This window comes from Blautia acetigignens, assembly GCF_025566865.1.
Lineage (GTDB): Bacteria > Bacillota > Clostridia > Lachnospirales > Lachnospiraceae > Blautia_A > Blautia_A acetigignens.
Genome location: NZ_JAOQJM010000024.1, coordinates 1 through 12,712 on the forward strand (window position 1 = coordinate 1; position 12,712 = coordinate 12,712).

Here is a 12,712-nt window from a genome sequence, read left to right on the forward strand (position 1 = left end):
TTTTACAGCACAATGTAGAGAGTTGAAACACTTTCATTACTATTTGTGCCGCCAGCCGAAGGCGGCGGAATGGAGATTAAGATGGATTTAGCAACATGTCTGAAAAAAATGAAATTGGTGGGAGTGCTTGCATTTGCAACAGTGGACAGTGAAGGAGCACCACAGATACGGAATATCAGCGCGATTCATTATGAGCCGGATGCACTCTATTTTTTCACCGCCAGAGGTAAAAATTTTTGTAAAGAATTAATGGAAGATGGCAGGGTTCAGATTCTTGCTTATACCAAATACAAAGAAATGATTCGGTTGTCTGGAAAGGCTTACGCAGCAGCAGAGAATGAACAGAAAAAATGGATGGACATTATTTTTGAAGAGCAGCCATATCTTGCTAATGTATATCCAGGGGATACAAGAGAAATCGGAATTATTTTCTGTATTGATAAGGCGGAAGTGGAGTATTTTAATCTTGGCGTAAATCCAATTTTCCGGGAGACATATATTCTGGGAGATATAAGTGTAAAAGAAAAGGGATATTACATAACGGAATCCTGTATCGGCTGCGGGAAATGTATGAGACATTGTCCACAGAAATGTATTGAGAAGGGAACACCTTTTGTTATCCGGCAGGAGCACTGTCTGCACTGTGGAAACTGTTATGAAAACTGTCCGGTGAAAGCGGTGATCAGGAAATGAATCAGGATGACAGAAGAAAATATTTAATTAAAGGATTATTGAAAGAGCGACCAGAGTATGAGAACATGCAGATCCCAACAGACACAAGTGAGCAGAAAATGCTGCTCAGATCGCTTATGAATATAAGAATGCCAGGGAAAATGGATCATGCATTTTTGCAGATTCAGGATGCATACCTTTCGGAAGAAAATGAGAAGAAAGGGATTGTTACATTGGCAGATATCAGGGAGGTTCAACCTGATCTTTCTATCTGGAAGGGTGATATTACAAGGCTTAAGGTGGGGGCAATTGTAAATGCGGCAAACAGCGGTATGACAGGATGCTATCATCCCTGTCATAACTGTATTGATAATTGTATACATACTTATGCAGGAATTCAGCTTCGGAATTATTGTAATGATATGATGATGAAACAGGGACACGAAGAACCGACAGGTCAGGCAAAAATTACTCCGGCATTCAATTTGCTCTGTGATCATGTGATTCATACAGTTGGTCCAATCGTACAGGGAAAGCTGACAAAGGAACATGAGCATTTACTGATATCCTGCTATGAATCGTGTCTTAGGATAGCTGATGAGAATGAGGTAAAGAGTATTGCTTTTTGCTGCATTTCAACGGGGGTGTTTATGTTCCCAAATAAAAGAGCTGCTGAGCTTGCAGTGCAGACAGTAAAGCAATATAAAGAAAAGACAAAATCAAAGATAAAGGTGATATTTAATGTTTTTAAAGAGGAAGATGAACGACTCTACAAACAGTTACTCGGATAAGATCTTACAGATAAAAGAAAAAATTGGGGAAGCAGATGCTGTTGTAATAGGGGCTGGTGCGGGATTTTCCACATCAGCCGGCTTTGTGTATAACGGTGAAAGATTTGAAAAATATTTTTCGGATTTCAGAAAGAAATATGGATTTTCCGATATGTATGCAGGAGGCTTCTACCCATATAAAACATTGGAAAAGCACTGGGGATACTGGTGCAGGTATATCTATATCAACCGTTATATGAATGCTCCCAGACCAGTATATCAGAACCTGTATGATCTGGTGAAAGAGAAGGATTATTTTGTTCTGACAACAAATGTGGATCATTGTTTCCAGAAGGCCGGCTTTGATAAAAACAGAATATTTTATACACAGGGCGATTATGGGTTGTTTCAATGTAGTGAGCCTTGCCATAAGGAAACCTATGACAATGAAGACAAGATTAAAAAAATGGTGCTGAGTCAGGGATTTCAGATAAAAGACGGGGAACTGCAAAAACCGGAAGACGGAGAAATAAAGCTTACGGTTCCGGCGGGGCTGATTCCATATTGCCCGCGTTGTGGTAAGCCAATGAGTATGAATCTTAGATCGGATCAGACATTTGTTGAAGATAACGGATGGCACCGGGCAGCAGAAAAGTACGAGAAATTTATACAGGATCATAAAAAGCAGAAAATAGTGTTCCTTGAACTTGGGGTAGGATATAATACTCCTGGTATTATAAAATATCCGTTTTGGCAGATGACAAGCACATTTCAACATGCATTTTATGTGTGTCTGAACCAGGGTGAAGCATATGCGCCGGAAGAAATAAGGAGAAAGTCTGTCTGCATGAATGAAGATATCGGAGTGGTTCTGAAAGAACTGTAGACTTGACAGACAGATTCGATTGGAGTTTTAGTATAGAATTGAATAACGGTAATAGAGAAAAAGTAATTAGAACATAATAATCCATTTTCAAGTAGCATAACTATATAAGGGGCTGTCGGGAAATAGACAGCCCCTTTGCCTGCTATTTCAAAAAATCATCAGCCGGAACCAAAATACATGCGCAAAAATTCTCCACAGGCTGGAAGCACTTGAGAATAAGCTGTTTTTGAAGCCGGGTACTATATGTCTGAAGGTGATAGCTTTTACCGTTTACTGCAACATCGGTATAAGCGGCCAGAAGCTTTTTATCATTTTGGGGAAATACCTGATAGAGAGAATGCCCCAGCACTTCTTCCGGCATTTTCTTTTCCAGAAAGAGCAGTTCTTTGTTACAATACCGGAACACGAAATCAATTCCGGCTCCGTTTTCGTTGAAAATAAGCTCGATCACGCAAAAGGCAAGGGGCATGTTATCCAATACGGAGAAACGTGTACAGATATCGGTGGATGTAATTTTGGAAAGCTCATGACGCAAAGCTTTGTTTAGCTGTTTATGGCTGGCGGCACCACGTTTACGACCTTCCAGACAGGTGCCGTCCAGCATGTGATAGGTACAGTTTTCTATGTATTTAATCTGTTCTTTGGCAACTACAGTTCCCTTATTGATGCAAATATAGTTATAAGGTCTAAGCTCCTTGAACAGGTCCTTCACTGTGATAAAAGTTTTTATTACACGTTCGTCAGTTGTATAGATACAAGTCTTATTATTCTGTCTAAGCAAATATTTGATATCATTAATATGGATATTATATTTCTTGAAAAACTTTAATACTTTCTCATCCATATAAATGCCCCTCCCGATTTTTATTGTAAGTATACCATATCTGTAAAGATTTGTCAGTATAAATTGAAGATATCCGGGTCAAAATATCAGGAACCTAATATAGGAAGGGGAAAATATCTTTAGATTCCAGAATTATTTGAAAAATAAGGCATTATACCGAAAATCGTTTAACCAGATTTGCAGAAACCTCGATTTTGCAGGTGTGCTGTCTTGGCTCTTCAATTTGGGAGAGCAATTCTCTGGCCGCAACCTGTCCCATATAATGCCTGGGGACGCTGATGGTAGTAAGCGCAGGATCAATAATGCGTCCTTCGGAAACATTGTCAAAGCCAACTACTGCAATTTGTTCCGGAATCTTGTAGCCCCGCAGGCGCAGAGCCTTGATGGTGCCGATTGCAATCAGGTCATTATCTGCGAAATAGCAGTCTGCCAGGGCATCGCCGCGGTCGATCACAGCCAGCATGTCTGCCATTGCACCATCAATAGACGGGGAAAGCTGGTGGATAATGCAGCGGGAACGAGACATTCCATTGGCATGGACTGCATGATAAAAGCCCTCAAGTCTTTCAGAAAAGTTACGAAGAGGATATGCAGACTGCAGATATCCAGGCTGTTTCATTCTGCGGCTGATCAGGTAATCTGTGGCCAGGTACGCTCCCTGGCGGTTGTTTGGGACTACATAATTGCAGTTCAGATTTTCAAAGTAAGCATCCAGAATTACTACCGGGAAAGGAAGCTTTAAAAACGGCCGAACCATTTCTTCACGCATTTCTGTACCAAATAAAATGATCCCCACACAATCTGTAGTTCGAAGATCTTCCAGATAATGCTCCAGGTTGTCCCTTTTCTCATAGAAGGTGATGACCTTCAGCTTGTAGTTGCCTTTTTGCACCATGGACTCCATGCCCTCAACCATTGCGTCAAAAATAGGGGAATAGGACATGATGGCATTATGGGAACGGTAGCTGACTGCATAGATGCTTCCGACTTTATTTTTCTTTAAAGAAAGCCTGGTAAAGTCATAGCCGTATTTCTCTGCGGCTTCTACTACCATGCGGCGGGTTTCGGTGCTGACGCCAGGCTTATTGTTCAGTGCCATGGAGACAGCAGTCTGTGAAAGCTTCAGCTTTTTGGCCAGTTCTTTTGCAGTAATGGGCATTTTCGTCACCTCCCGGATAAAGTTTCTTATGTTGTATATATTGTACTTCTTAATTGAAAAATAAACAATATATTTGCCAGAAATAAAGTAAAAATAAAGTTGAAAAAACTTTATTTTTTATTGGAATAAAGTTGAAGGAGACATATACTAGAGCCATAAGGAAAAGCAAATACGATATAAAAAAATAACGAAAGTTGTGAGATAATTTGAAGCTTTCCTGAAATCGGACAAAACAAAATCAGTAAAAAGTATATGTAAAAAATTAAAATTATAAGGAGGAATGCAAAAAATGGCAAAGATTAAAATCGGCTACGCGCCAACCAGAAGAAGCATTTTCAGTGCACCGGACGCAGTTAAGTATCGTGGACTTACTGCAGACAGATTAAGAGAGTTAGGAATTGATTTTGTAGATATCACAGATGTAAATGAAGAAGGTCTTCTTTATGACGAAGCGGGCCGCATCAAAATTGCAGAGAAATTCAAAAAAGAAAAAATCGACGGACTTTTCCTTCCTCATTGCAACTTCGGAACTGAGTTCGAGTGTGCAAGACTTGCAAAGGAATTAAACGTACCGGTTCTTCTGTGGGGACCTCTTGATGAGAGACCAGATGAGAACGGCGTTCGTCTTCGTGACACCCAGTGCGGACTTTTTGCAACAGGTAAAGTACTTAGAAGATTCCGTGTTCCATTTACTTATATGACAAACTGCAGACTGAACGATCCTGTATTCGAGAGAGGCCTTCGCGATTTCATGGCTGTCTGTAACGTAGTAAAAACCTTCCGCAACATGAGAATTCTTCAGATTTCCACAAGACCATATGAGTTTTGGTCAACCATGTGCAATGAGGGTGAGCTTCTTGAAAAATTCAACATTCAGCTGACTCCTATCCCAATGCCTGAGCTTACAGATGAGATGAAGAAAGCGAAAGCAGAGGGAACTGAGGTTGCAAAGGTTGTTGAGTATTGCCGTGCAAACATGGAAATCTGCGTAAAAGACAATGAGCTTGAGAACGTAGCTGCTCTTAAGGTTGCGATGGGAAATCTCATTAAGAAATATGGCTGCCAGGCAGCTGCAATCCAGTGCTGGAACCAGCTGCAGAGTGAAATCGGAATTATGCCATGTGCAGCAAATGCTCTTTTGAACGAAGAGGGAATTCCGGTTGTATGTGAGACTGACATTCACGGAGCAATTACAGCTCTTCTTGTTGAGGCAGCAGCACTTGACGATACCAGAAGCTTCTTTGCAGACTGGACTATCCGTCATCCTGATATTGAGAACGGCGAGCTTCTTCAGCATTGCGGACCATGGCCGATTTCTGTTGCAAGAGAAACACCGAAGCTTACTTATCCGTTGGCATTCAGCCATCCGGGAAGCATTACAGCAGAAGCAAAACATGGAGAAGTTACTCTGGCACGTTTTGATGGTGATAACGGAGAATACTCCATGCTTCTTGGAAAAGCCAAAGGCGTTGACGGACCGAAAGGAATGGGTACTTACCTGTGGGTTGAAGTGGAGAATATCAAACGTCTGGAAGCTAAGATCGTAGAGGGACCATATATCCATCACTGCGTAGGTATCCATAAGGATGTAGTTCCGGTACTTTACGAGGCATGCAAATATATGGGCATCACTCCTGATTTATATGATCCTATTGAAGAAGATGTGAAAGCATATTTAAGAGGTGAATGAGAATGGAAAATTTAAAGGCAAAATCTTTTGACTTAAGAAAAGATACTGTAGACATTATCGTTGCCGGAAAGGGCGGTCATATCGGTGGTGATATGAGCGTGATCGATACTCTGATCAGCCTGTATTTCTGTCAGATGAATGTTTCTCCGGAAAGACTTGATGACCCGGATCGCGACCGCTTTGTACTCAGCAAGGGTCATTCTGTAGAAGCGTATTATGCAGTACTTGCAGCAAGAGGCTTTCTGGATCTGGATGATATCAAAGCAAACTTCTCTAAATTTGGTTCTAAATATATCGGACATCCGAACAATAAGCTTCCCGGAATCGAAATGAATTCCGGATCTCTCGGACATGGACTTCCGGTTTGTGTGGGCATGGCTCTCGCAGGCAAAAAAGATAACAGAGATTATCGTGTTTATACAGTAATGGGTGACGGTGAGTTAGCTGAAGGCTCTGTATGGGAAGGCTTCATGGCAGGACATCAATACAAGCTGGACAACCTTTGCGCAGTAATTGACCGTAACCGTCTTCAGATTTCCGGAAATACAGAGGATGTTATGGGACATGACGATCTTCATGAACGTATCCGTTCCTTTGGATGGCATGTAATTGATGTAAAAGACGGAAATGATATTGACCAGTTAAATGCAGCTTTTGAGGAAGCAAAAACAGTAAAAGGAAAACCAACGGCAGTGATCGCCAATACTGTAAAGGGATGTGGATCTTCTGTAATGGAAAACAAAGCAAACTGGCATCACAAGGTTCCGACCCCGGAAGAATATGATCAGATCATTGCGGATTTTGCAGCAAGAAAGGAGGCCGCTCTTCATGAATAAGATTCCAAACAGACAGGCAATTTGTGAAGTATTGATGGATAAGGCGAAAGACGATAAAGATATTATGGTGCTTTGCAGTGATTCCAGAGGCTCTGCATCTATGACACCATTTGCAGATAATTTCCCGGAACAGTTTGTTGAGACAGGTATTGCGGAGCAGAACCTGGTAAGTATTTCAGCAGGTCTTGCAAAATGCGGCAAGAAACCTTTCGCATGCTCCCCGGCTTGCTTTTTATCAACAAGAAGCTATGAGCAGGCTAAGATTGATGTTGCATACTCCAACACCAATGTTACCCTGATCGGTATCAGTGGCGGTGTAAGCTATGGTGCGCTTGGAATGAGCCATCATTCTGCACAGGACATTGCTGCTATGGCTGCAATTCCAAATATGCGAGTATATCTTCCAAGTGACCGTCATCAGACAAAACATCTGATTGAGGCCCTGTTAAAGGATGAGAAGCCTTCTTATATCCGTGTAGGAAGAAATCCGGTTGAGGATATTTATACAGAGGATAACTGTCCATTTGAAATGGACAAGGCTACTGTTCTGAAAGAGGGAACAGATGTTGCGATCATCGCATGCGGCGAGATGGTTCGCCCGGCTTTCGAGGCTGCCAAATTACTGGAGACTCAGGGAATTTCCGCAACTGTACTGGATATGTACTGCGTGAAGCCTCTGGATGCTGAGGGCGTTGTGAAGGCTGCCAAGAATGTAAAGGCTGTTATCACAGTTGAGGAGCATGCACCGTTTGGCGGACTTGGCTCTATGGTTGCACAGGTTGTTGGTGCAGAGTGCCCGAGAAAAGTGCTGAACATGGCTCTTCCGGATGCTCCGGTTATCACAGGAACCTCACAGGAAGTATTTGATTATTATGGATTAAATGCTGAGGGAATTGCCAAGAAGGCAGTTGAAGCTCTGAAATAAGAGCCGGGATTTTTCCTGAAAGATTTTACAGATAAATAATGAACAGGCTCAGGCGTGACTGACAGACTGCAGAAATGCAGATCCAGGGTATCCAAAGGCTGTGCATGCATCGTAAGGTGCGAGGACAGCAGGGGTACCTGGTCAGGCACGCCTGTCGTTGTATTTTAGAAAAAAGAGGATAGCAAAATGGCAAAATATATCATAAGTATTGATCAGAGTACGCAGGGTACCAAGGCTCTTCTCTTTGATGAGACTGGCAGTATTATGCGCCGCACAGACCGTCCGCATAAGCAGATCATCAATGAGAAGGGATGGGTTTCCCATGATCCGGAGGAGATTTACAGCAATGTACTTGAGGTTGTACGGGAACTGCTTGAGGGTGTTGAAAAAGAATGTGTGGTTGGTCTTGGCATCAGCAACCAGCGTGAAACTTCCCTTGCATGGAACCGTATTACAGGTAAGCCTTATGGAAATGCAGTTGTATGGCAGTGTGCCCGTGCAGTAGATGTATGTGCCCGTGTGGAGGCTGCCGGTGCGGCCGAGGTGATCCGCCAGAAAACAGGAATGAATCTTTCTCCATATTTCCCGGCTTCTAAAATTGCATGGCTTCTGGAAAATGAAGAAGGTGCAAAGGAGGCAGCAGAACGCCACGAAATCTGTCATGGTACTATTGACAGCTGGCTGGTGTTTAAGCTGACAGAGGGTAAGGAGTACAGAACAGATTATTCCAATGCTTCCAGGACCCAGCTGTTTAATATTTTTGATCTGAAGTGGGATGCTGAGATCTGTAAGCTGTTTGGCATTGATCCGGCGAATATGGCCGAGGTGACAGATTCTGACGCTTGTTTTGGAGAAACTGATTTTGAGGGATTGCTTCCTCACAAAATTCCGATTCACGGTGTACTGGGTGATTCTCATGGATCTTTATTTGGACAGGGATGTTTGCAGCCTGGCATGATCAAGTCTACCTATGGTACCGGTTCTTCTATCATGATGAACATCGGTGAGAAGCCGATTCTGAGTACACACGGGGTTGTTACTTCTCTGGCATGGAAAATCGGCGGCAAGGTGAACTATGTGCTTGAGGGCAACCTGAATTATACAGGTGCTGTTATTACCTGGCTGAAGGATGATCTGCAGATTATTGCTTCACCTGGGGAGACTGGTCCATTGGCGAAGGCTGCAATTCAGGAGGATAGCCTGTATCTGGTTCCGGCATTTAGTGGTCTTGGTGCGCCCTACTGGGATAGCGAGGCAAGAGCATCTGTTGTAGGAATGAGCCGTACCACCCGTAAGGCTGAGTTTGTGAGAGCTGCACTTGAGTGTATTGCTTATCAGATTACAGATGTTGTACAGGCAATGGCCGAGGACGCAGGTGTTCCGGTGAAGGAGCTTCGCGTAGATGGCGGTCCTACCAGAAATGATTACTTAATGCAGTTTCAGAGTAATATCGCAGATGCCGGGGTACTGGTTCCGGATTCAGAGGAGCTTTCTGCAATTGGACCGGCATATGCGGCAGGATTGCAGCTTGGTGTCTGGGATGACAGTATCTTCGGAAAATTGAACCGGGTTTCTTATAAGCCGGATATGGATGCAAAGAAACGGGCACAGAAGTATGCCGGATGGAAGAAGGCTGTGGCTTCCGTGATTACAAACAAATAACAATTTGTATTTAAGATGGTTTAGTCCGTCTCCTATATGCAAGCCCCATGAACAAGCTGGCCTATAAAAGGTCAGGACAGTGTTCATGAGGCTTGTCCTATATTCATAAAATCCTGGTTCCAGACTACTTGTAAGAGGTGCAGGCAGTTTCATATATCTGAAAAATTTACATAATGGTCTGAAAAATGAATATACCAATGAATTTGAAAAGACTTTATAATGAAAAATAAGACGAGCATGAAATTTGTGCTTTAGTCAGGTATTAAAGTAAGCAGTGTATGTGTTTAAATAGATTATGCAGCCAGAAAGAGAGGGTAATAAAATGCATGGAATTACGTTAACGAAGGCTCCGGCAGATTGGGAAATTTTGCAGCAGGAGAATGGTAAGGCATCTGTGGCTTTAAAGGGAAACTTTCAGGTTCATCCGGCAGCAATTGAAGTGGGTGTTGAAAGGGTTACTCCGGTTGTGAGAGTTATGCGTGAGGATGACAATATGACGGTGATTCCCTGGACAAATGCAGATCATTTTACATGTAATGAGAAATTTCAGGGGGAATTTGAGGTGACACTGGAGATTCCGGCCGGGGGACCTTACAGGATTGACACCAGCCTGGAAACAAAGAGCACTGTTCCGGATCTTACATGGCTCTATCGTGGAGATTGTGTGCTCCATCTGGGAGTAGGAAACCTGTTTATTATTGCAGGTCAATCTAATTCAGCGGGATACAGCAGGGATTTTTGCATTGACCCACCTAGTATGGATGTGCATTTGTATCGTAACAGAAGCAAGTGGGATATTGCAAGCCACCCTATGAATGAAAGCACTTTTGCCGGATCTCTGGCCAATGAAGAGATGGGTGTGCCGGGAGTATCTCCTTATCTTGCGTTTGGAAAGACTTATGGGAAAATGACGGGAATGCCTGTGGGATTGATTCAGACCTCTCTTGGCGGTTCTCCTATGGAAAGATGGAATCCAAAGGACGGAGATTTGTACTTAAATATGTTGGACAAGATTCATCAGACCGGGGGAAGATATGCAGGAGTGCTTTGGTATCAGGGCTGCTCAGATACCAATCCGGGACCGGCAGAAAAATATCTGGAGCATTTTAGGGAGTACGTGGAAGCAACCAGAAAAGAACTGGGATATGAGATCCCGTTTTTTACCATGCAGCTGAACAGACAGATCAATGGAATCAATGACGAGTGCTGGGGAATGGTGCGTGATGCTCAGGCAAGAGCTGCCAAGGAGATACCGGGAGTTTCTGTTTTGACAACTTCCAATTTAAGCCTTTGCGATGGAATCCACAATACAGCACAGGCTAATGTAGCGCTTGGAGAAAAGCTGGCGAAGCAATGTGCCCATGTGTTAAATGGAAAAGAAGAGTATCAGCCGCCTGAGCTTGTAAAGGTTGAGAGAGCAGACGAAGCGGAAAGAAAGAGCTTCCAGCTGGAGGGAAGCGGAATCTGGCTGAAGCTTACCTGCGATCATGTTAAGAATTGCTTCCTGGTTTACTCAGCAGTGGGAAAAGACAGCGGATTTACTTTGACAGACAGCGAGGGCGAGGTGGAGATCCTTCATATTCGCGGAAACAGAGAGAACAAAAATCATCTTTATTTGGAATTGGCACGAGAAGTGGAGGATGAAGCAGAGCTTTCCTTTGTATGGCAGGCAGATCCGGTTAAACAGCCACCAGTGGACGAAGTGACCTTTTTGCCGCTTCTGTCTTTCTATAAGAGGGCAATAAAATTGTAATAAATTCAGCCTGCCCATGGCAGTGCAACAAAAAACGCCTGCGGGCAGAATGGAGTATTGGAAAACATGAGAGAGGTCAATTGGAACAATGTAAAAAGAGAAGCACCAAAGTGGTTTCGAGATGCAAAGTTTGGATTATTTTTTCACTGGGGACCATATAGCGTTCCGGCATATCAAAACGAGTGGTATTCCAGAAATATGTACTGCAAAGGCCTGGAGCAGAACCAGTATCATGAGAAAACCTATGGAAGTCTTCATGACTTTGGCTATAAGGACTTTTATGATATGCTCAAAGGAGAAAAATTTGATCCGGATCAGTGGGCTTCTCTTGTAAAGCGTTCCGGTGCAAAATATGCCGGTGCAGTTAGTGAGCATGCAGATAATTTTTCCATGTGGGACAGCGCAGTTAATCCAATTAATAGTATGAATTATGGCCCTCACCGTGATATTGTGGGAGAATGCACAGAGGCCTTTCGCAAGCAGGGAATTCGTACAGTGGCAACCTTTCACCATCAGTGGCTGTGGGGATGGTTTATGTCAACGGATAATGAGGCGGATGTGTATATTCCGGAAAACGAAAAATATTACGGTCCTGCACTGCCTCTTGAGACAAATCGCTATATTCCTTATCGCTATCCGGATGAAGCATTTTGCAAAAGCTGGCGGGATAAGGTGTTGGAGGTTATCGACAAGTATGAGCCGGATGAGGTGTATTTTGACAGCCGTACCTGCATTATCCAGGAAGATTACCGTTATGATGTAGCCGAATATTATTACAACACCAGAGGAATTAAGGACGGAATCATTACATATAAACAGGAGGATTATCCTAAGGATATCGGCGTTTATGATATTGAGTGCGGAAGATTTTCTTCCCCCAAGGACTTCCCATGGCAGTCTGACGACCGTCTGGAGGATAATATTACCTGGTGTATGGTACAAAATCCGAAATATAAATCAGCAGAGAGGATCATTCATCAGCTTTGCGATATTGTATCCAAGAATGGAAACCTTCTATTAAATGTAGGCCCATATGCGGATGGTTCCTTCCATCCGGATGCAGTGCGTATTCTGGAAGAAATCGGAGACTGGCTGGCCTTAAACGGTGAAGCAATTTATGAGACAAGGCCATTTAAGATGGCAGCAGAAGGTCCTACTACAGTAGATGATGCCAATTATGATGTGGAAAAAATCCAGGAGCAGCTTGATAAGGGGGATGCTGTTGACGTGCATAGTGATACTCTTACCGCTCAGGACTTCCGCTTTACCACACATGGCGATGCTCTTTATGCTATTGCATTTGGCTGGCCAGAGGATGGAGAGTTCCGTATCCGTACACTTCGTAAGGGCGGTATTCTTGATGGCGAGATTAAGAAGGTAACTATGCTGGGAAATGAAGGTGAGCTTGCTTTTTACAGAAAAGAAGACGGGCTTTATGTAAAAGCACCGGAAAAGAAACCTTGTGACTGTGCCTATGTTTTGAAAATTAATTAATTTTTTCCATACGAAATCCCC

At 43.2% G+C, this 12,712-nt stretch carries 11 protein-coding genes; 9 read left to right on the forward strand and 2 right to left on the reverse strand.

Annotated features, from left to right (window positions below; translation table 11 throughout):
- Nucleotides 1-81 precede the first annotated feature (81 nt).
- Genes OCV70_RS17635 through OCV70_RS17645 form a run of 3 tightly spaced genes read left to right on the forward strand, consistent with a single transcriptional unit; the run spans nucleotide 82 to nucleotide 2,328 of the window.
- On the forward strand, nucleotides 82-693 hold the full coding sequence (locus OCV70_RS17635) for a 4Fe-4S binding protein (RefSeq protein WP_021924889.1): 612 nt from the start codon (nucleotides 82-84) through the stop codon (nucleotides 691-693).
- Complete coding sequence (locus OCV70_RS17640) at nucleotides 690-1,463, forward strand: protein-ADP-ribose hydrolase (protein ID WP_021924888.1); 774 nt, start codon at nucleotides 690-692, stop codon at nucleotides 1,461-1,463. Before OCV70_RS17635 ends, OCV70_RS17640 begins: the two co-directional genes overlap by 4 nt.
- Nucleotides 1,414-2,328 (forward strand): SIR2 family NAD-dependent protein deacylase, encoded by a 915-nt coding sequence (locus OCV70_RS17645; protein ID WP_021924887.1) that lies wholly within the window; start codon nucleotides 1,414-1,416, stop codon nucleotides 2,326-2,328. Before OCV70_RS17640 ends, OCV70_RS17645 begins: the two co-directional genes overlap by 50 nt.
- A 142-nt stretch (nucleotides 2,329-2,470) precedes the next feature.
- Here OCV70_RS17645 and OCV70_RS17650 read toward each other — a convergent pair whose 3' ends face one another.
- Together OCV70_RS17650 and OCV70_RS17655 are read right to left on the reverse strand one after the other, a co-directional pair.
- On the reverse strand, nucleotides 2,471-3,172 hold the full coding sequence (locus OCV70_RS17650; protein ID WP_021924886.1) for a LytTR family transcriptional regulator DNA-binding domain-containing protein: 702 nt from the start codon (nucleotides 3,170-3,172) through the stop codon (nucleotides 2,471-2,473).
- A gap of 151 nt (nucleotides 3,173-3,323) precedes the next feature.
- Nucleotides 3,324-4,331 (reverse strand): LacI family DNA-binding transcriptional regulator, encoded by a 1,008-nt coding sequence (locus OCV70_RS17655; RefSeq protein ID WP_021924885.1) that lies wholly within the window; start codon nucleotides 4,329-4,331, stop codon nucleotides 3,324-3,326.
- A 289-nt stretch (nucleotides 4,332-4,620) separates the two neighbouring features.
- Here OCV70_RS17655 and OCV70_RS17660 point away from each other — a divergent pair, with 289 nt between their 5' ends.
- The 6 genes from OCV70_RS17660 (at nucleotide 4,621) to OCV70_RS17685 (ending at nucleotide 12,691) form a co-directional block, all read left to right on the forward strand.
- Complete coding sequence (locus OCV70_RS17660; protein ID WP_021924884.1) at nucleotides 4,621-6,021, forward strand: L-fucose/L-arabinose isomerase family protein; 1,401 nt, start codon at nucleotides 4,621-4,623, stop codon at nucleotides 6,019-6,021.
- Between the two features lie 2 nt (nucleotides 6,022-6,023).
- The gene (locus tag OCV70_RS17665; RefSeq protein WP_262579941.1) at nucleotides 6,024-6,857 is read left to right on the forward strand and encodes a transketolase; all 834 of its coding nucleotides are present in this window, start codon (nucleotides 6,024-6,026) and stop codon (nucleotides 6,855-6,857) included.
- The gene (locus OCV70_RS17670) at nucleotides 6,850-7,782 is read left to right on the forward strand and encodes a transketolase family protein (protein WP_262579942.1); all 933 of its coding nucleotides are present in this window, start codon (nucleotides 6,850-6,852) and stop codon (nucleotides 7,780-7,782) included. Before OCV70_RS17665 ends, OCV70_RS17670 begins: the two co-directional genes overlap by 8 nt.
- Nucleotides 7,783-7,968: 186 nt before the next feature.
- Nucleotides 7,969-9,444, forward strand: a complete 1,476-nt coding sequence (locus OCV70_RS17675; protein WP_021924881.1) for an FGGY-family carbohydrate kinase — start codon at nucleotides 7,969-7,971, stop codon at nucleotides 9,442-9,444.
- Between the two features lie 322 nt (nucleotides 9,445-9,766).
- Nucleotides 9,767-11,197 carry a sialate O-acetylesterase gene (locus OCV70_RS17680; protein ID WP_262579943.1) on the forward strand — a complete coding sequence of 477 codons (1,431 nt, stop codon included), beginning with the start codon at nucleotides 9,767-9,769 and terminating at the stop codon, nucleotides 11,195-11,197.
- Nucleotides 11,198-11,263: 66 nt separating this feature from the next.
- The gene (locus tag OCV70_RS17685; RefSeq protein WP_262579945.1) at nucleotides 11,264-12,691 is read left to right on the forward strand and encodes an alpha-L-fucosidase; all 1,428 of its coding nucleotides are present in this window, start codon (nucleotides 11,264-11,266) and stop codon (nucleotides 12,689-12,691) included.
- The last annotated feature ends 21 nt before the right edge of the window (nucleotides 12,692-12,712 follow it).